An 18,588-nucleotide genomic window follows, 5' to 3' on the forward strand; every position below is an offset into this window, starting at 1 on the left:
TGGGAACCATAAAATGGCTGATATTACACTCACCGCCGCAGTGCGCTCGAACCTGAGCACCCTTCAGAGTACCTCAAAGCTCATTTCCGCTACACAGGAACGCCTTTCCACGGGCATGAAGGTCAACTCGGCGCTGGACAATCCCAATTCATTTTTCACGGCTTCAAGCCTGAACAACCGCGCTTCCGATCTGTCCAATCTTCAGGACGATATCGGGCAGGGTGTTTCCACGCTGGAAGCAGCTGACAAGGGGATCACCGCGATCTCTGAGCTGGTTGATGCGGCCAAGGCCAAAGCCAACCAGGCTCTGCAGACGGATGATGCATCCGAGCGGGCAACCTACGAAAAGCAGTACAATGAACTGCGCACCCAGATCACGGACCTTGCCAAGGATTCCGGCTACAAGGGCAAGAACCTGCTCGGTGGTACCGGCAATGATCTGGAAGTTAAGTTCAACGAAGACGGGACATCCAAGCTGGACATCTCGGCGGTTGATTACACTGATCTGGAAAATGGTGATCTGAAAATCGGCGCGTTGACCGTTTCGGAAAAAGGGTCGTCTGCATCGTTGACACTTACGGGTGCGACCAACGGATCGACAACACTTGAGTCCTTGTCGCAGTTTGAAGACACCGACACGTTGCAGATTGATGTTGATGGCAAAACATCCACTTTCACGATTGGGTCTGATACGACAGTTGACGATCTGACCAACTTCCTCAAGGACAATCTTGCTGCAGACGTCACCTACGACGGCTCCACCGGAATCTCTATTGAGGAAGGCTACGAGAACTTCAGCTTTACCTACACCAACAATGGTGGTGGTGGCGCTGATGGCGCTGGTGTCGCAGATCAGTCAGTGGCTGACGCCACTGCAGGGACCTTCCAGAAAGATAGCGATATTGAAGCGTCTTTGGATGAGCTGAACAAAGCGGCCAGCACCTTGCGGGCGCAGGCATCCACTTTCGGTACCAACCTGTCTGTTGTCGAAAACCGTCAGGACTTCACAACGGATTTGATCAAGACACTGGAAACCGGTGCAGGCAAGCTGACTTTGGCTGACATGAACAAGGAAGGTGCAAACCTTTCTGCGCTGCAGACACAGCAGCAGTTGGCAACATCCACGCTGAGCCTTGCAGCTCAGTCCAGCCAGTCTGTTCTTCAGTTGATCCGATAATTATTCCGACCAAGCCAAGATCGAAGAGCGCGCCCTTATGGCGCGCTTTTTGATTCGAGTGCAAGCAGGGTTAACGCCGGTCATGGTGTCGACTTATGAGCGCCTTTTTATCGTTTCTCTCTTTACATGAGAATGCAGAGGGCAAACGTTTAATCTGTTTAAATCATTAGATAATTTCTTTATATTACGCATAGGTAAGTCAGCTTTGATCAATGGATTTTAATGTTATGAATTATCTTAATTAATTAATTAACCCTTTGTTAATATCTGAAGATCAGCCTCACTTGTGCGTCTCAGGAAGAGGCGACGTCCAGAATGGACACCACATATCCTAGAAAGGGACTAAAGATGGCTGATATTACACTTACCGCCGCCGTACGCTCGAACCTGAGCACTCTCCAGAACACCTCCAAGATGATCGCGCAGACCCAGGAGCGCCTCTCCACGGGCATGAAGGTCAACTCGGCTCTGGATAATCCGAATTCCTTCTTCACCTCTGAAAGCCTGAACAACCGCGCTTCCGATCTGTCCAATCTTCAGGACGATATCGGGCAGGGTGTTTCCACGCTGGAAGCGGCTGACAAGGGTATCTCCGCGATCTCCGAACTGGTTGATGCGGCCAAGGCAAAGGCAAACCAGGCACGTCAGACCGACGATGCTTCGGAACGCGCAACCTATGAAAAGCAGTTCAACGAACTGCGGACGCAGATCACGGACCTTGCCAAGGATTCCGGCTACAAGGGCAAGAACCTGCTCGGCGGTTCCGGCAATGATCTGGAAGTGAAGTTCAACGAAGACGGGACGTCCAAGCTGGACATCTCTGCCGTCGACTTTACCGACCTCGAAAATGGTGATCTGAAGATCGGCGCGTTGACCGAGTCTGTTAAGGGCTCTTCTGCGTCTTTGACCGTGACCGGTGCGACCGATGGATCGACAACACTGTCTTCCTTGTCGCAGTTTGAAGACACCGACACGTTGGAGATTGATGTTGATGGCACGACATCTACTTTCACGATCGGGGCTGATTCAACGGTTGACGATCTGACCAACTTCCTCAAGGACAATCTGGCTGCTGACGTCTCTTACGACGGCACGACCGGTATCTCTATTGAGGAAGGCTACGAGAACTTCAGCTTCACCTACACCAACAATGGTGGTGGTGGTGCTGACGGCGCTGGTGTTGCCGATCAGTCAGTCGCTGATGCAACTGCTGGTACGTTCCAGACAGACTCCAGCATTGACGCGGCTGTTGATGAACTGACCAAGGCAGCCAGCTCCCTGCGTGCGCAGGCTTCCACCTTCGGTACCAACCTGTCTGTTGTTGAAAACCGTCAGGACTTCACAACTGATCTGGTCAAGACACTGGAAACCGGTGCAGGCAAGCTGACCCTGGCTGACATGAACAAGGAAGGTGCAAACCTTTCTGCGCTGCAGACACAGCAGCAGCTGGCAACATCCACGCTGAGCCTTGCAGCTCAGTCCAGCCAGTCTGTTCTTCAGTTGATCCGGTAATCATTCCGACCAAGCCAAAATCGAAGAGCGCGCCCTTGTGGCGCGCTTTTTGTATGCAGATGCTGTCTCGGCAGGGCAAACGAAAAACGGGCCCGCAGGCCCGCCATTTCATGTTTCTAACGCTTGCAATTCATCAGGCCGCAGCTTGAACCGCAGTCCTCACAGGATCTGTCTGCTGTGGTGCTGCTTCAGTTTGCGCTTTGACACGTTCAGCCGCCTCTACAGATGCCTTGTCCTGCGCCTCTGGAGAGGCTTCGGTTGCTGCTGGGGACTCATCGGCGGAGCCCGCTGCTACGGCTGTCTGTTCTTCAGGGAGCTTCTCTTGTTCCTGAAGAGAAATCAGCTGATCAATAAAGGAGCTGATCTTCCGGGCCGCTTCAGTCGGGATCTCGAAGATCACCTCTCCACCTGGCTCCTGCTTGATGGTGTAGGTGTATTCACGAATCTCTTCGTCATACCCACGTTCGCGAACAAGGCGCTTTTCTGTCTGTTCTGCCGCATTGATGCGGGAATCAGAGCCATAGCCCTTGTCGGTTGCAGTGTCCGATTCGCTCCCGCTTTCCGTCGCGGTTACAGCCAATCCGGCGTTCAATTCGGTGGCCACAGCTTCCTGGTCGGCCCGCGGCGCCGGGTTTGGGGTCGCGAGCGCATACTGGAAGGGCGTTGGCCTTTGGTTAACTGATTCAATCATAACTCTCGCCCCAGTAAATAACTTGGGGAAAGTATAGCTCATAACTTGGAGAATTCCAAGTTTTATTGAATTTTGCTTTTATTAAAATTTTAACGAATAAGTAACTCTAAATATTCGCTCTGTGTCTTGGCTACAGTGACTGATTAACTGATAGGCCTTTGGCAGTTTTACTCGCCCTGTTTGTTGTTGCATTGGCCCCATATGTCTTGGGTTGCAGTTGTGATCCAACGGCCTTGGCCACGGTGTCCACGATCTGGTCGCTGACAGAGCGTGCCGTGGCGACAACAGTGAGGTTCTGCTGTAGCAATGGCTTCAGGCGGCTGTGACGCTCGCGCATTTCCTGAATGGCTTCTGGCGCCAGATTGCCCAGCGCAATGGCGTTGGCACTCACGGCGCGGATGCCGCTCATGTAGTGCTCAATGGCTTCTGTCTTGCGCGGCGTGAGGGTTGGCAGATCCGCGACCAGCCCCTGTTTCAGTAAGCGGGTTTCTTCGTCTATGACTTCCACCAGCATGTCCAGTGCTGCGTCAAACCGGCTGCAAAATGCTTCAGCTTGTTCGCGTGTGGTGATGGCCTCGTTGTCAAAGGCTTCCTGTTGTGTTTCGGAGATATCCGTCATTTAGATCTCTTGAAAATCGAGCAATTGGCGGGTGATGGAATCTGCAAGTCCGATCCCGCCATTGGCCGCCATGCTGGTGGCGTACTCATTGACCATCATTGATTTCCATGCATCCGCGCCAGGTCCGGAGCCGAATGTGCCTCCAGTTTCCAAGCCATTGAACATGGTTTGCATGAGTTGGTTCAGATAAACGGCTTCAAATTCCCGTGCTTTGTCCAGCAGGGCAGACTCTCTAGTTTGCTGGCTGCTGTCTTTGGAGACGACGGGTGGGGTAGAGCGAAGAGCCAAGGCGTCTGGTGTCATTTACAGAACCTCGATTTCAGCTTGTAGCGCGCCGGAGGCCTTGATGGCCTGCAGAATGGAGATCAGGTCCCGTGGGCCGATGCCGAGGGCATTCAGGCCATCCACCAGTTCCTGCAGGGTGATGGTTTCATCCACCACGGCAAGCTGTGTGCTGTCTTCCGTGACTTCAAGGTCGGTGCGTGGTTGAACGGCGGTCTGGCCGTTGGCAAAGGGGTTGGGCTGGATCACCTCGGGGCTTTCAGAGATGGTTACAGTCAGGTTGCCTTGTGCAACAGCCACTGTTGAAACCTTCACCTGTTGGCCCATCACGATGATGCCGGAGCTTTCATCAATCACGATCTTCGCGGGCTGGTCCGGTTCCACCAGCAGTTGTTCGATGTCTGTCAGCAGGTCGACAATGTTGCCATTGAAGCCATTGGGCAGGCTCAGTTGCACCGTGCCGGGGTCGAGAGGTTCAGCGGTAGGTAGGCCAATCAACTCGTTGACGGCAATGGCGACACGGCGCGCGGTCGTCAGGTCGGGATTTCGCAGGGCGATGCGTACATTGCGCAGAGTGGCCAGCTTGAAGTCGACTTCGCGTTCGACAAGGGCGCCGTTGGCAATGCGTCCGGCTGTCGGAACGCCGCGTGTGATCGATGCTGCGTCGCCTTGAGCCTCAAAACCCGCGATAGCCACCGGCCCTTGAGCAATGGCATAGGCTTCTCCGTCCGCACCCATGAGCGGGGTTACCAGCAGGGTCCCGCCTTGCAGGCTATCTGCATCACCCAATGCGCTCACTGTTACGTCAATGCGAGTGCCTTGCGTAGCGAAGGGCGGAAGATTAGCCGTCACCATCACCGCCGCGGTGTTGTCGGTGTTCAGGTCCACTTCATTGGTGTTGACGCCCAGACGTTCAAGCATTGCTTGCAAGCTCTGCCGGGTGAAAGGCGCGTTGTTCAGCGAGTCGCCTGTGCCTTGAAGGCCGACCACCAGGCCGTAGCCAATCAACTGGTTGTCCCGAATGCCCTCGAAGTCAGCAATATCCTTGATCCGTGAGGCACTTTGAGCCGGCACGGCGAGCATCACTATACAGGCTATGGTCAGCAAAAAGCGTTGCATCAAATCTGGTCGTGTCCCAATTGGTTCAAGGAGGGCATGTAGCCCACGAAACGTCTCACGCCCTACAAGCGAAAAACGTGCCAATCCGGGACGGTGCGAAAGTCCGCGCGTTTCCTCAGGTTCTCGCAATGCTGCGATATGGGGTGGATAACGATTGCCGGGTTCAAAAAAGTCGGGCGGCAAGAGTTGCCGAGCGGGCATGATATCGTCACCCTAGGGCCAACGCGATTTAATCGAACTGTGCATCAAGGAGAGCTGACTGTGCTCATTCGTACGACGCCTGTCTCTGGCTTGTCCTCGACGACCGGGATCCGCAAAACAAAGAACGACCCGAAGAAGTCGTCCAGTTCCTTCTCAGTGGAGCAGGAAAGCAGCGAAACGCAGACCGCACAAGGCACTGGCCACACTGGAGGCATCCAAAACGTGGATGCGCTGCTCATGCTCCAGCAGGTTGATGATCCGATGACGGGCAAGCGCAAGGCGATGAAGTATGGCCTTGATCTGCTGGATCAGTTGGATTTGCTCAAGATCGACCTGCTGCAGGGGCGGGTATCGCCAGAGCGTTTGGAGCGGATTGTGACCCAATTGGGCAATCGTGTGAAAAGCGGTGACGCCGGCCTGGATCAGGTGGTGGAAGATATTGAGCTGAGGGCCAGAATCGAGCTGGCAAAACTGGGCCGATTTCCAGATTAAAGCTATTGATAATCAATAGTCTGCATGTGGATAGCGGTGCGGCTCAAACGTTAAACTTACCTTCATATAGGCGATTAGAACAATTCTGCGTTATCGGGCGTTGTTGTTTTGTTTCCCTGCCGCTATATTCCCGTCGCCCATATAGGTAGCCGGAGTTGCAAATGGCGGTTGATATCGCAGTTGACTACCGTCCCACAGAGGACGAGGAGTTCATGAATGAACGGCAGGTGGAGTACTTCCGTCGGAAGCTTCTCGCCTGGAAGGAAGACATTCTGAAAGAAAGCCTGGAAACGCTTTCCAATTTGCAGGAGGAGAGCCAGAACCATCCTGATCTGGCGGATCGGGCTTCTTCTGAAACTGATCGGTCCGTTGAACTTCGTGCACGGGACAGACAGCGCAAGCTCATCGCCAAGATCGACGCTGCTCTTGCGCGTATCGAAGATGGTTCCTACGGCTATTGTGAGGAGACCGGAGAGCCAATCTCGGTGCGTCGTCTTGATGCTCGCCCAATCGCGACATTGTCCATCGAGGCGCAGGAAGCCCATGAGCGCCGCGAGAAGATTTATCGCGACGACTAACAGACTGTTGTGATCAGACTTCGGCAGATGCCAGTGTAACCCTACCGGTTCTAAAGCATCTGCCTTTTTATTTGCGCTCCTGTCATTGCAACTCCAGGATCGCAATCGAAATGAGGGCTGATCCCTCACGTTTTCATTGGATTGATCGTTAAAATAAAACGGGCACGGTGTGCTGGGGAGCAAAACACCGTGCCCGTTTGCCGTTTTGAGGCTGGGGAGCCTTACGGCGAAAGACCGTTTAGAACGGTAAGACGATATCCAGCACCTGACTGCCATAGCGGGGTTGCTGGACCGAGGTAATCTGACCGCGCCCGCCGTAGCCAATGCGCGCTTCCGCGATCTTCTTGCTGTCGATGGTGTTGTTGGACTGAATGTCCTGTGGTCGCACAACGCCGCCGACCACCAACTCGCGTACTTCGTAGTTAACCCGCACCTCCTGACGCCCCTCGATGACCAAGTTGCCGTTCGGCAGTACTTGAGTCACCACGGCGGCAACGGTGGTCTTCAATTCTTCCTTGCGGTCTATGGAGCCAGTGCCCTTGAAGTTGGCGGCGCTGTCCACCGATGCAAGAGCGGTTGACGAAGCGCTGGCGGGTAGGGCGAGCGTATCAATGGCTGTGCCAAGCGCGCCGCCTGCACCCACGTTGGAGGTGTCACTGCGTGAATGCTCTGATGAATTGTCGAACTCAGCCTGATCCGAGATGGTCACAACGACTGTCAGGATGTCGCCTACCTTCTTGGCGCGTTGATCCTGGAAGAACGCGCGGTTACCGGACCGCCACAACGAGTTTGCATTGTAGTGTTCAGGCTCCTTCACTGGCATGGGCATTTGAACGGGCCGATAGCCGGGTTGTGTTCGTGGATCCTGTATCGCAGTCAGTGGTGGCTCTTTTCCAACTTGTGCCAGTCTGTCTGCGGTGGAGCAGCCTGCCAAAAGGGAAGAAAGCAGGCAGGCAGAGATAATTTTTGCGTAAGGGGTCATTGGCGGGCCTCATTCAGGCTCGCAACCGATTGCGTCAGGGTGGACACTTCTGCGCGGCCGTTGCCGGTGACTGTACCCAATACAATCTTGTTGGAACGCATGTTTGCAATTTCGATGATATCGCCCATCGAGCCGTCAGCCTTGGCGCGGCCGATGGTTGTAAGCTGCATGCCGGGGATGGCGTAGGTCACCATGATCTTTTCGCCCCGCTTGACGAGCAGAGGCGCGGTCACGTCACGGCTGGACAAGATGGAGCCGGCGCGCAATGTACGCCGGGCCGCCATACCAACAGCCTCTTCTGCGTCCAGAGCAGAGCGGCGGGCCATGCGCTGTGCGGGAATGCGTTCGGTACGCAGGTCCCGTGAGGAGATGATTTTGCCCCGCTTGATGCGTCGTGCCAGCGTGGTGACTTCTACCATGCGATTGGCATTGCCATTGAACGTCAGGGAATGGGTGCGCCCGTCCTTGACGATATTGAACGTTGCCGCAAACCGTCCGTTCGACTGCATCCAGTTGAGGTGCGTCAGAGATACCGGGTCTGCAACGCCTGCGTCCGCATGAATGCCGGCGGGCAGGGGCGTGGCCCAGCGGATCTCGATGTCCTCATCTTCCGCCAGTGCCTGCGTTGTCATCTTTGATCGAACCATCTGTGTGATCAGGTCTGCGGTCACTTCCACTGATTTGCGATGAACCGTGACGATATCCAGGCCATCGGTTCCTGCTTCCCAGAAGCCGGCAGCTTGAGCCTGACGTGCGATATCGCGAGCAGGAACTTTTCCCGTCTCGCCGTGGTCTGGAGAGCGGAAAATCGCTGTGTTCGCAAACTCGCCAGCGCCCTCGTAGAAATCGCCAATTGTCAGGACGGCACCTGTCGTGATCACGTGAGGGCGCAGGTGCGGGGCCGCGCTGGCGAGTGAGGCCAGTCCCGTCAAAAATGCCAGCGCCATCAGCAGGCTACGGATCATAGCGTGGCTCCTAGCGCAGGTTCGACGTTGTTGAGTACATCTGATCAGCGGCCTGAACGATCTTTGAGTTCATTTCATAGGCTCGCTGGGCGGCGATCAGGTCTGACAGCTCTCGGACGGCATCCACGTTGGATGCTTCGATAAAGCCCTGTTTGACGCCGCCGAAGCCATCCTGCTCCGGTGTGCCAACCTGTGGTGCGCCGCTGGCCTCAGTCTCGAGGAACAGGTTGTCACCAATGGCTTCAAGACCGGCCTTGTTCACGAACCGGGCCAATTCAATCTGGCCAAGGTTCACTACCTGGCCCGCGTCGTTCATTGCTTGAACGAGGCCTTGGTTGTTGATGGTGATATCCCGTGAGTTCTCCGGAATGACGACCCCAGGCAGGACTGTGTACCCATCGTTTGTTACCAACTGGCCTGTGTCGGATCGAGCAAACGAGCCGTCACGAGTGTAACCGGTAGTGCCGTCCGGGCGTTCGATCTGGAAGAAGCCTTCACCACGGATGGCAACATCCAGCTCACGGCCTGTCTGGCTGGCCGTGCCCTGCGACATGATCCGGGTTGTTGCGACTGTTTGTACACCTGAGCCGATCTGAACACCGTTTGGAACGATTGTGCCAGTGTCGGAGGTTTGGGTGCCCATACGCCGCTGATTTTCGTAGAGCAGGTCCTGAAAGTCTGCGCGCTGACGCTTGTAGCCCGTGGTCCGCATGTTGGCCACGTTGTTGGAAATCACTTCAACGTTCAGCTCCTGGGCCTTCATGCCGGACGCTGCGATATAAAGTGCCTTCATGTGTCTGGTCCTTTACTTCGCTTTGTTTAAGACACGCGGCCAAGTTCGCGGATAGCGCGTTCTTGCAGTTCATCTCGCTGGGAGATGAGGCGTGAGACAGATGCGTAATTGCGGGTCACTTCGATCATGCGAGTAATCTCGACGACGCCTTCGACATTGGACATTTCCAGAGCGCCTTGCTGCACCTGCGGGGTGTCCATGGGCAGAGGATTTTCGCCTGCGTAGGTATTCTTGCCTTGCAGGGTGAGGTTCTGCGGGTTGTCGAAGGTCACCATGGTCAGACGGCCGAGGATCCCTTGATCGTTGGACAAGGTCCCATCGCGCGCTATGGATAGCGGGCCGTCTTCGGAATTGATTTCGATTGGTCCCCCGTCGACCATCACTGGCAGGCCGTCGGCTGTTTGCAGCAGGCCATCCGGGCCAATGGCCAGATTGCCGGCGCGGGTGTAAAGTTCACCTTCAGCGCCCTGTACAACCAGAAAGCCTTCGCCTTCAATGGCGACATCCAATGGGTTGCCCGTCTGGCGGACAGCGCCTTGGGCGAAGTTGATCGCACTGCCATAATCGTTTGTGTAGGACAGCGGATGATCTGGTGTTTCAAAAGCCGTCGCTTCGGCCTTTGGCATCAGGTATTCTTCAAAAAGCAGGCTTTGCCCTTTGTACCCGGCAGTATTGATGTTCGCCAGATTGTTGGCCACAACGTCAAGCTGACGTCTCAGGCCCAATTGGCGCGACAACCCGATAAGTTGTGCGTTTTCCATGTTCGTCGTCCTTGCTCCCCAGCAAGCTGACCCGGCCGGGCCAGCGGTTAACCATATGCAGGGAGTGTGCCAACTGTGGACTTGCCGGGTTTCCCGTCGTTTTTCTGGGTATGGCGCCGTGAAAGTCAGGTTCGGCACCTATCAACCAGCAATAATGAACTGATAAAAAATGCCAGTGGGCAAAAAGTGCCTAATTGGTTCTGTTAACCATCTGTTAACCAATCGGGCTGTTTAACTGTTTGTTAAGAGTTGAACTAAAATCACGTAAAGTTCGTGGGCGGGACGAGCGATGACTGATGCACAGGATCCTGAACTGGAAGAAGCGCAGGAGCCGGAACGGAAAAGCAAAAAGAAGATTTTGGTCTTTGTTTTTGCGGGGGTGCTTGTTCTGTCCCTGCTGGGCGGAGTTGCGGCCTATATGGGGCTTTTGGACAGCGTGACGCAGTCTCTGGATCCTGATGCTGCCAATCAGCCTCAACAAAAGCCGGTCGTCTTTTACGATCTGCCGGAAATGACAGTGAACCTGGCAACCGATGATCGCCGGACGTTCCTTAAGGTGCGCATTGCACTGGAGGTGGAGAGCTCATCGGTTATTGACGACATCGAACCTTATCTGCCGCGCATCATGGATGCTTTTCAGATTTACTTGCGTGAGCTGCGCCCAGCGGACCTGGAAGGATCTGCCGGGTTGTTCCGCTTGAAGGAGCAACTCCTACGCCGCATCAATCTGGCGATCTATCCGGCGAAGGTGGACGGTGTTCTGTTCAAAGAAATTCTGATTCAATAGGGGAGGCGTTGCATGGCACAAGACACCAATGCGGCGCCCGGTAGCGCCGGAGGTCAGGACTGGGACGCGACCAACGCCGGGTTTGATGACGATCTGTCTGATGATGACGAGGATCTTGCGGCCGCGTGGGGTGCTGCGCTTCAGGAGCAGGGCGCGGCGAACGCTGAGGACATAGCGGCCCAATGGGCGGCGATGATCGATGACAGCGAGCCGGAGCTGGATTCCGCCACGCGCGGCGCTGACCGCATCCTCAATCAGGAAGAGATCGACAACCTTCTCGGGTTCAGCCTGGATGAATCGATTACCGGCGACAACACCGGCATTCGGGCGCTGATCAACTCCGCCATGGTCTCCTATGAGCGTCTGCCGATGCTCGAGATCGTGTTTGACCGTCTTGTTCGCCTGACAACCACATCGCTGCGCAATTTTACGTCGGACAACGTTGAAGTTTCTCTGGATTCAATCACGTCGGTTCGGTTCGGCGATTATCTCAACTCCATTCCGTTACCGGCCATTCTTGGTGTATTCAAAGCCAGAGAGTGGGACGGCTTCGGGCTGGTCACCGTCGAGTCGTCACTGATCTATTCCATTATTGACGTTCTGCTTGGCGGTGGACGCGGCATGACACCGCTGCGCGTTGAGGGGCGTCCATACACCACGATTGAAACCAACCTCGTGCGCCGGATGATTGAAATCATCCTGATAGATGCCGAGCAGGCGTTTGCCCCCCTGTCTCCCGTACAGTTGCCGTTGGAGCGTCTGGAGACAAATCCTCGATTTGCAGCAATTTCCCGTCCTGCCAATGCGGCCATTCTGGTCGAGTTGCGTATTGATATGGAAGACCGCGGCGGCAAGGTCGAGATCATGCTGCCCTACGCCACGCTGGAGCCGATCCGAGATCTTTTGCTTCAGATGTTCATGGGCGAGAAGTTCGGTCGGGATGCGATCTGGGAAGGCCATCTGGCGACGGAAGTGTACAGCGCTGAGGTGGAGGTCGATGCCGTCCTTTATGAGAACCACATTCCGTTGCAGCGGGTATTGGATCTTCAGGTCGGCCAAACTCTGCTGTTTGATGTGGGTCCCAAGGACCCGGTGAAGATCAAGTGCGGCGGGATTGAACTTACCGAGGGAACAATGGGACGTGTCGGCGACAACGTCTCCATCGAGATCGCCAACAAGTTGCGGCAACCGAAAATGTCGTTCGCTGCGTTTGAGCGATCCATGCAAAATAGTAAAATGGAAGGGTCCTGACATGCCAATTGGGATGATCATCGAGATTGTAGTGGCTATCCTGCTGGTGATTACCATTGGGTATTGCTGGACCTTGAACAGCCGCCTCAAGCGTTTGCGTGCGGATGAAGCATCGCTTCGGGCTACGATTTCCGAGCTTATAACTGCTACTGAAATTGCCGAACGCGCCATCCTTGGTCTCAAGTCCACGGCAGGCAATGCTGACAAGACCCTGGGCGAGAGACTGGGCGAAGCGGAAGCCTTGTCTCGCAGGCTGTCCAGTCAGTTGGGTGTGGGAACGGAAGTACTGGATCGGGTTGGACAGGTGGCCGACGCGGCGGTTGCCGGAAAGGCTGTGCCGGGCATCAACAGCTATGAAGCAGCAGCTGCCGAGCTCGCCGCAGAGCAGGCAACAAGCACGGTATCCGCCTATGATGCCCACGGGACTACTGAGCAAACCACTTCGCATCAGGACTACGGGTATGATCGTGCGCCGGTTGCGGCCGCAGCTTCCGATATGGCACCTGCACAGGCCAGCGCCCCGGCACCGGCTGAACCCAGACACAGCCGCGCCAAGGATATTTTCAGAGCGGCTCAGGAATCGACTTCGCGGCTTGAAGAATTTCGTCGCCGGGCTCAGGGGAGAGTGGCTTGAAGCTTCGATTGCTACCCATTGTTGTTTTTGCCGTCAGCGCGCTGCTGGTACTCAAGGTCGTGGGCTTCTTTCTGGATGATCGCTACGACCTGAGTGCCGTGCGTCTTGCCGGTGCCCAGCAAGGGGTGTTGGATCCCTCCAGCGTTGATACCACACCGCCGCCGGGCCTGCCGGGTACGGAAGGCGCAGCAATGGGCGGTTCCGTTTCCGAACGGGCCGTTCTTTCCAGTTTGAGTGAGCGACGCAAGGAGTTGGAAAAGCGCGAGAAGGAATTGGATCTGCGCGAGCAAATGCTGGCTGCAACGGAAGCTCGTGTGGAGAAGCGCATTTCGGAACTTAAGGAAATCGAAGCTAGGATCGAGGCAAACGTTTCTGCCCAGAACGAGAAAGAAGCTGAAGAAATCAAGGATCTCGTCAAGATCTACGAGAGCATGAAGGCCAAGAATGCTGCGCGTATTTTTGATCGTCTGGACATGGATGTGCTTTTGAAGGTCGTCAGTGAAATGCAGCCGCGAAAAATGGCGGATGTGTTGTCTTACATGAGCCCCGATGCAGCCGAACGTTTGACGGTCGCGATTGCTGTGGGTCGACAGGGCGCGCCGGATCAACCGGAGTCGCTTTTGCCCAAGATTCAAGGCCAGTAAGGGCTATCGTAAGACGGCGTTAAGAAGCTGCTTGATAGAAATACGCAATTCTATGTCAGGGGAATCGGGCAGTGTTGGCGGGTTCTGAACCAACAGCGAAAAAGAGCTTGTCAGACCGGTGCGATGGCTTGGCCTTCCGCTGCGTTTTTGCGCGCGTGTTTTGCGCTGTCGCCCTGTCCGTTTTCGCGCTGTTTGCAGGTTACACTCCTGCATTTGCCGTTGGCGAACCAGCGACGGTTACAGCCACTCAGGAAGACGGGTTTGCACGCCTCGTCATCAACTTTCCTGAACGAACCCTCCTGCCGGATTATGATGCACTGGTAACGGCTGGCGTTCTTCGCATCGCCTTTCCCGATGGCATTGATACCAACATTGATGAAGTGCCTGCGCTCTTGAGCGATTACATTTCGGTAGCCCGGCGCGATCCGGACGGTGCGGCCTTGCGTTTTGCCCTGAAACAACCGGTCAATGTAAACAGCATGGAAGCGGGGGAAAAGCTGTTCGTGGATCTGCTGCCACGCTCGTGGCAGGGCATGCCGCCCCCGTTGCCGGAAGATGTTGTGGCCGATTTGGCCAAGCGGGCCGAGGCCGCCATGCGCAGGCTGCGAGAGATTGAGCGGGACCAGAAACAAAAAGAGGTTGAGCAGGCCCAAGTTGATTTGCGGGTTGGAGAGCATCCGACCTTTACGCGTCTGGTGTTTGACTGGTCAGTGCCGTTCGACAGTGCCTTTGTTCGGCGTAACGATCGCGTGGAAGTTCAATTTGACCGTAAGGCCGAACTGAATCTGGCCCGTATGCTGATTGACCCGCCCGTGGGTGTTCTTGGAGCTCGTTCTGAGCTGCGTGACGCAGGGCTGTTTGTCGAACTGGCTATTGATCCGGCGGCAGATGTGCGGGCGTTCCGTGAGGGGTCGAGTTACGTGGTGGACGTTACTCCGGTCGAAACCACGCCCAGTACCGCACAAAACTCGCTGCTGGATGAAGTAGAAGATGTCTATGTGGATCCGATCCTGAAGCAGGTTGAGGGAGAGGAGCGAGTTGTTTCGCTGGGAACGCGAGAGGAAGATGCGGGTAGCCAGCCAAGCGAGGCGCCTGTTGAGCGAGTGCAAACACCGGAGCAGAAACCTGAAGGCGTAGAGACGCCAGAAGTGGCTCCGACCGCAGCAGATACCGCGTCTGATGCAGAGCCTGCCGAAACGGTAAGGTCGGCTGAGCTGGGTCAGGTTGACGATCCGATCGCTGCCGTGCTGGCACAAGCGGATGAAGTGACATTGGCGGCACGGGCGTTTGGTCTTCCAGAGGAACCGCTGGTGCAGTTGTCTGCGCCCCTGAAAGCGGAAGAAGAAGCGCGTATTGCGCTGACGGACGCCCCCTTGCGGGCGCAGCCGAACTTGCCTGAAGCCAAGCCTGGAACAACGAAGCAACCCGTTGATGATCTGGTGCCGGGGGCGCAAAATCGCGAGCGTCGGCCCAAGGAAAAACCAGAGTTATCGGATAGGGGGAGCGCGGCTGAAGACGTAGAACCAGCCCCTTCGAAAGTTGACAACACACCTTCGGCGCCCGTTGCAGCCGATCCGCAACAGCCGACACCGAACACAGATGGTTCTGATAGCGGACTGAGCACCCCGGAGAAGGTGACGACACCAGAAACAGGCGATCAGCCCGAAACGGAAACACGGCCCGATTCACAGTCATCTGCGCCGGGCGCGAACTCGGAGATTTCACCCGATATGCGCGGAACCGTGTCGGATGAGGGTGAAGCGCCGGCGAAGCCGGTCCGCTCAACGGCGCCGCAAAATGAAGATGGCCTGCCGCGGGTAATCCCGATAAACAGCCGCACTACGGTGACTGAACAGCCGCGCCAACAAGCGCGACCTTCCAACCCGGAGGCGGTTCCACCGGAAGCACAAAAAACACCGGCGCCCCTGATTTCAGTGGAAGTGCGCCGGGTTGGGGATGCTGCGCAGGTGCACTTGCCGTTTGGCAAGAATGTATCGGCCGCGGTGTTTCGGCGTGGGCGCCAGCACTGGATGGTATTTGACAGTGCTGTGCCGATTGACGACCGGGCACTGCGTGCTGCTCTTGAGCCGTTCGCAACCGACCTGAGCAACGAGGATCACAAGACCTATCAATTGGTTCGCATGCGGCTGCGTCGTGCGGTTCTGGCCAGTGCGAGTGCCGGAAGCGATCGGTGGATCCTGCATGTTGGACCTTCCATCTCTGAGCCCAGTCAACCGCTCAAGGTGGAGCGCAATGTTCAGGGGGATGGTGCCGCGGTTCTTCGCGTGGCTTTGGGGCGTGGTGGGCGCATTCATGCCCTGAAGGATCCAGATGTCGGCGATACGATCTACGCGGTAACGGCGCCGGGACCGGCGCGCGGCGTGATCAAACCTCATCGCTATTCGCAGTTGCAGTTTTTGCAATCAATCCATGGCATTGCGGTCACCTTGTTTGCGGATGGGGTGAGTGTGGAAGTCAATGGAGAAGATGTCGTCGTCTCGCGGGATGACGGGCTGGCGGTTTCCAGCGAAGATCTCTGGCGTACCTTGGAAAAAGGGGCACCGCTCAAGGATCCCACACAGCCTGGCCTGATCGAGTTTGCCAATTTTACCACGCCCAACAAGGTGGAGTTTCGCGACAAGCTGCGCAAGTTTGAAGCTGCGGTCGCCATGGCCGAGCCCGACAAGATGAAGGGCCCCCGTCTGGATATGGCGCGGTTTTATCTGGCTCACGGGTTTGCGGAGGAAGCGCTGGGTCTTCTGGAGTTGGCCAAGGATCAAAACCCGACAGTTGCCACGGACGCCACGTTCAACGTGATGATGGGCGCAGCGCAGATGATGGCGAACCGACCGGAACAGGCGAAGGCCTATCTGGACAGTCAGGAACTGGTACGAAGCCCTGATGCGGCGGTCTGGAAAACACTGGCCGATGTTGCGTTGGAGGACTGGTCCAGCACGCTGCGTCATCTGACCGAAGCGGGCAAGGTGATCGACAGTTATCCCGACGAGATTCAGGTGGATTTTAACTTGGCGGCGGCCAAGGCTCACGTGGAGCTGGAAGACTTCGGAAGTGCTGCGTCTTATCTGGCGCAGGTTGAGCCATCCTCGGTCAGTGATGAGCAGGCGGCGCGGTATGACTTGTTGCGCGGACGTATTGCTGATGCCTCTGGGCGCACCAAAGAGGCAATGGATGCCTTCGAGTTCGTCATGGATCACTCAGAGGGTCCTGAGGCTGCAGAGGCCACGTATCGCCACATTGCCCTACGCTACCGCGACGGGTATCTGTCCGAGCAGGACGCCATTGACGAGTTGGCTGACTTGTCCACCACATGGCGTGGAGACGAGACGGAACTGCGAACGCTGGACCTTCTGGCCAAGCTTCAGGCCAAGGAAGGGGACTACCGTCAGGCCTTCAAGGCCATGCATCAGGCCGTCTTGTCAAATCCCGATTCCAACTTGACCCGAAGCCTGCAAACGCAGATGGGAGACGTCTTTACCGATCTGTTTCTGCGCGAGGGGGCGGACAAGCTGGACGCCATCGATGCGCTGGCCATTTTCTACGACTTTCGCGAGTTGTTGCCGGTTGGCCATGAAGGCGATCAGATGGTCCGGTACATGGCGGATCGCATGATTGATCTGGACCTTCTTGATCAGGCTGCACGTGTCCTGCGTCATCAGATCGATCATCGCCTGAAGGGCGCTGCCAAGGCGCAGATCGCAGCGGATCTGAGCGTTGTCTATCTGCTGGACCGACGTCCGGAGGAAGCCTTGCGGGTCCTCAGTCAAACCCGGCAGGCCCAATTGCCAACGACCTTGCAGCGTCAGCGCAATCTGGTTGAGGCAAGAGCCCTTACCGAGAGCGGTCGGCCTGATCTGGCTCTGGAGTTGGTGCGAAACATGTCCGGTGTGGATGTGGACCGACTGCGCGCGGACACCCTATGGGCCGCCAAGAGCTGGCAGAAGGCCGCAGAACAAGTTGAACGCATGCATGCGGGCCGGTGGGCGGATGCCTTCCCGCTCGACGGGCAGGAGCAAACAGATATCCTGCGCGCAGCCATCGGGTATTCTCTGGCAGGCGACAGTCTCGGGTTGGACCGTTTGAGGCAAAAGTACTCTGAGAAAATGAGCGAAGGACCCAACGCTGCCGCGTTTGAAGTGGTCACGCGGCCGATTGATGAGCGCGGTGTTGAGTTTCTCGACGTATCGCGCTCCATCGCAGCCACGGATAGTCTTGATGCGTTTCTGGATGAGTATCGGGCACAGTATCTGACGGCTGGTGGTCCAGAAAGCCCCAGACCGACCCGTGCAGAAGAAAGCGCACTGTAAGCCGTTCGCCTGTTCTCGCCAGCAGGCAGAGCGGGGGCAGGTTGCTACCCCACCCCGAAACTGCGCACCAGACTGCCGGCGATCAACTGCCAGCCGTCAACCAACACGAAGAAAATCAGTTTGAATGGCAAGGAAATGACCACTGGAGGAAGCATCATCATGCCCATGGACATGAGAAGGGATGCGATCACCAGATCGATGATGATGAACGGAAGGTAGAGCAGGAAGCCGATTTCAAAGGCCCGGCGCAGTTCCGAAATCATGAAGGCGGGCACCAGTACACGCAGGCTGATTTCCTCCGGGGTCTCCGGGGCGGGCATGTTGGCCAGATCCTGAAACAGCGCCAGATCGGATTCGCGTACCTGATTGCGCATGAAAACATGAAATGGTTCAGAGGCGCGCACGAAGGCCTCTTCCATGTCGATTGTGTCTTCCATCAGTGGCCGCACGCCTGCATCGTAAGCCTCCTGAAAGGTCGGAGCCATGATGAAGGCCGAAAGAAACAGGGCGAGCGCAATCATCACCGTATTGGGCGGCGCAGTTTGCAGTCCCAGGGCGGAGCGCAGCAATGACAGGACCACCACAATCCGGGTGAAACTCGTCACCATGATCAAGATGCTGGGAGCCAGTGACAGGATCGTGAGCAGCGCAACAATCTGCAAAGCCCGCTCGGTCAGCGTGGCGCTGTCGCCCAGATCAAGTGTCAGGCTTTGCGCCCAGGCACTGCCGCCGGTGGCCCCGCCGATCGCGATGACAAGGGCGAAGCCGATAAAGT

Annotated in this window: 18 protein-coding genes; 9 read left to right on the forward strand and 9 right to left on the reverse strand. The window is 56.3% G+C overall.

Features of this window, described 5'->3' with window-relative positions; translation table 11 throughout:
• Positions 1-13: 13 nt before the first annotated feature.
• Positions 14-1,177: a flagellin N-terminal helical domain-containing protein gene (locus tag G512_RS0101675; protein ID WP_028480194.1), complete on the forward strand. Its 1,164-nt coding sequence runs from the start codon at positions 14-16 to the stop codon at positions 1,175-1,177.
• A gap of 348 nt (positions 1,178-1,525) precedes the next feature.
• The gene (locus G512_RS0101680) at positions 1,526-2,689 is read left to right on the forward strand and encodes a flagellin (protein ID WP_028480195.1); all 1,164 of its coding nucleotides are present in this window, start codon (positions 1,526-1,528) and stop codon (positions 2,687-2,689) included.
• A gap of 133 nt (positions 2,690-2,822) precedes the next feature.
• On the opposite strand, the gene G512_RS19690 is transcribed toward G512_RS0101680, so the two are convergent.
• From G512_RS19690 to G512_RS0101700, 4 genes are all read right to left on the reverse strand, one after another.
• The gene (locus tag G512_RS19690; protein ID WP_051268741.1) at positions 2,823-3,380 is read right to left on the reverse strand and encodes a hypothetical protein; all 558 of its coding nucleotides are present in this window, start codon (positions 3,378-3,380) and stop codon (positions 2,823-2,825) included.
• Positions 3,381-3,510: 130 nt separating this feature from the next.
• The gene (locus G512_RS0101690) at positions 3,511-3,999 is read right to left on the reverse strand and encodes a hypothetical protein (RefSeq protein WP_028480196.1); all 489 of its coding nucleotides are present in this window, start codon (positions 3,997-3,999) and stop codon (positions 3,511-3,513) included.
• A complete protein-coding gene (locus G512_RS0101695; RefSeq protein ID WP_028480197.1) occupies positions 4,000-4,302 on the reverse strand; it encodes a rod-binding protein in 303 nt (100 codons plus the stop codon).
• Positions 4,303-5,400, reverse strand: a complete 1,098-nt coding sequence (locus G512_RS0101700; protein ID WP_051268800.1) for a flagellar basal body P-ring protein FlgI — start codon at positions 5,398-5,400, stop codon at positions 4,303-4,305.
• Positions 5,401-5,661: 261 nt separating this feature from the next.
• Between G512_RS0101700 and G512_RS0101705 the strand changes: the two genes are divergently transcribed.
• Positions 5,662-6,093, forward strand: a complete 432-nt coding sequence (locus tag G512_RS0101705) for a flagellar assembly protein FliX (RefSeq protein ID WP_028480199.1) — start codon at positions 5,662-5,664, stop codon at positions 6,091-6,093.
• 161 nt (positions 6,094-6,254) lie between these two features.
• A complete protein-coding gene (gene dksA, locus G512_RS0101710; RefSeq protein ID WP_028480200.1) occupies positions 6,255-6,671 on the forward strand; it encodes an RNA polymerase-binding protein DksA in 417 nt (138 codons plus the stop codon).
• Between the two features lie 238 nt (positions 6,672-6,909).
• On the opposite strand, the gene flgH is transcribed toward dksA, so the two are convergent.
• From flgH to flgF, 4 genes are read right to left on the reverse strand one after another with little or no spacing between them, the layout of a single operon-like run.
• Entirely contained in the window at positions 6,910-7,653 is a 744-nt protein-coding gene (gene flgH / locus G512_RS0101715; protein ID WP_028480201.1) for a flagellar basal body L-ring protein FlgH, read from the reverse strand.
• Positions 7,650-8,618, reverse strand: a complete 969-nt coding sequence (flgA, locus tag G512_RS0101720; RefSeq protein ID WP_051268743.1) for a flagellar basal body P-ring formation chaperone FlgA — start codon at positions 8,616-8,618, stop codon at positions 7,650-7,652. The genes flgH and flgA overlap by 4 nt, the downstream gene beginning before the upstream one ends.
• Before the next feature lie 10 nt (positions 8,619-8,628).
• The gene (gene flgG, locus G512_RS0101725) at positions 8,629-9,411 is read right to left on the reverse strand and encodes a flagellar basal-body rod protein FlgG (RefSeq protein ID WP_028480203.1); all 783 of its coding nucleotides are present in this window, start codon (positions 9,409-9,411) and stop codon (positions 8,629-8,631) included.
• Positions 9,412-9,437: 26 nt separating this feature from the next.
• Positions 9,438-10,172, reverse strand: coding sequence for a flagellar basal-body rod protein FlgF (gene flgF / locus G512_RS0101730; protein WP_028480204.1), 735 nt, complete (start codon positions 10,170-10,172; stop codon positions 9,438-9,440).
• Between the two features lie 289 nt (positions 10,173-10,461).
• Here flgF and G512_RS0101735 point away from each other — a divergent pair, with 289 nt between their 5' ends.
• From G512_RS0101735 to G512_RS19695, 5 genes are all read left to right on the forward strand, one after another.
• Positions 10,462-10,959, forward strand: coding sequence for a flagellar basal body-associated FliL family protein (locus G512_RS0101735; RefSeq protein ID WP_028480205.1), 498 nt, complete (start codon positions 10,462-10,464; stop codon positions 10,957-10,959).
• Positions 10,960-10,971: 12 nt separating this feature from the next.
• Positions 10,972-12,210 carry a flagellar motor switch protein FliM gene (gene fliM, locus G512_RS0101740; protein ID WP_028480206.1) on the forward strand — a complete coding sequence of 413 codons (1,239 nt, stop codon included), beginning with the start codon at positions 10,972-10,974 and terminating at the stop codon, positions 12,208-12,210.
• Between the two features lies 1 nt (position 12,211).
• On the forward strand, positions 12,212-12,844 hold the full coding sequence (locus G512_RS22930) for a DUF6468 domain-containing protein (RefSeq protein ID WP_028480207.1): 633 nt from the start codon (positions 12,212-12,214) through the stop codon (positions 12,842-12,844).
• Complete coding sequence (locus G512_RS0101750; RefSeq protein WP_028480208.1) at positions 12,841-13,488, forward strand: MotE family protein; 648 nt, start codon at positions 12,841-12,843, stop codon at positions 13,486-13,488. Before G512_RS22930 ends, G512_RS0101750 begins: the two co-directional genes overlap by 4 nt.
• Before the next feature lie 71 nt (positions 13,489-13,559).
• Complete coding sequence (locus G512_RS19695; protein ID WP_051268745.1) at positions 13,560-17,813, forward strand: tetratricopeptide repeat protein; 4,254 nt, start codon at positions 13,560-13,562, stop codon at positions 17,811-17,813.
• 44 nt (positions 17,814-17,857) lie between these two features.
• Here G512_RS19695 and fliP read toward each other — a convergent pair whose 3' ends face one another.
• A complete protein-coding gene (gene fliP / locus G512_RS0101760; RefSeq protein WP_407636259.1) occupies positions 17,858-18,565 on the reverse strand; it encodes a flagellar type III secretion system pore protein FliP in 708 nt (235 codons plus the stop codon).
• Between the last annotated feature and the right edge of the window lie 23 nt (positions 18,566-18,588).

It is taken from the genome of Pseudovibrio exalbescens DSM 16456, from assembly GCF_000422785.1.
Taxonomy (GTDB): Bacteria; Pseudomonadota; Alphaproteobacteria; order Rhizobiales; family Stappiaceae; genus Pseudovibrio; species Pseudovibrio exalbescens.

Bases quoted from the DNA above. Each gene is read 5' to 3' on its own strand.
- G512_RS0101675 (WP_028480194.1), top strand. From the start codon at position 14: ATGGCTGATATTACACTCACCGCCGCAGTGCGCTCGAACCTGAGCACC.
- G512_RS0101680 (WP_028480195.1), top strand. From the start codon at position 1,526: ATGGCTGATATTACACTTACCGCCGCCGTACGCTCGAACCTGAGCACT.
- G512_RS19690 (WP_051268741.1), bottom strand. From the start codon at position 3,380: ATGATTGAATCAGTTAACCAAAGGCCAACGCCCTTCCAGTATGCGCTC.
- G512_RS0101690 (WP_028480196.1), bottom strand. From the start codon at position 3,999: ATGACGGATATCTCCGAAACACAACAGGAAGCCTTTGACAACGAGGCC.
- G512_RS0101695 (WP_028480197.1), bottom strand. From the start codon at position 4,302: ATGACACCAGACGCCTTGGCTCTTCGCTCTACCCCACCCGTCGTCTCC.
- G512_RS0101700 (WP_051268800.1), bottom strand. From the start codon at position 5,400: ATGCAACGCTTTTTGCTGACCATAGCCTGTATAGTGATGCTCGCCGTG.
- dksA (WP_028480200.1), top strand. From the start codon at position 6,255: ATGGCGGTTGATATCGCAGTTGACTACCGTCCCACAGAGGACGAGGAG.
- flgH (WP_028480201.1), bottom strand. From the start codon at position 7,653: ATGACCCCTTACGCAAAAATTATCTCTGCCTGCCTGCTTTCTTCCCTT.
- flgA (WP_051268743.1), bottom strand. From the start codon at position 8,618: ATGATCCGTAGCCTGCTGATGGCGCTGGCATTTTTGACGGGACTGGCC.
- flgG (WP_028480203.1), bottom strand. From the start codon at position 9,411: ATGAAGGCACTTTATATCGCAGCGTCCGGCATGAAGGCCCAGGAGCTG.
- flgF (WP_028480204.1), bottom strand. From the start codon at position 10,172: ATGGAAAACGCACAACTTATCGGGTTGTCGCGCCAATTGGGCCTGAGA.
- G512_RS0101735 (WP_028480205.1), top strand. From the start codon at position 10,462: ATGACTGATGCACAGGATCCTGAACTGGAAGAAGCGCAGGAGCCGGAA.
- fliM (WP_028480206.1), top strand. From the start codon at position 10,972: ATGGCACAAGACACCAATGCGGCGCCCGGTAGCGCCGGAGGTCAGGAC.
- G512_RS22930 (WP_028480207.1), top strand. From the start codon at position 12,212: ATGCCAATTGGGATGATCATCGAGATTGTAGTGGCTATCCTGCTGGTG.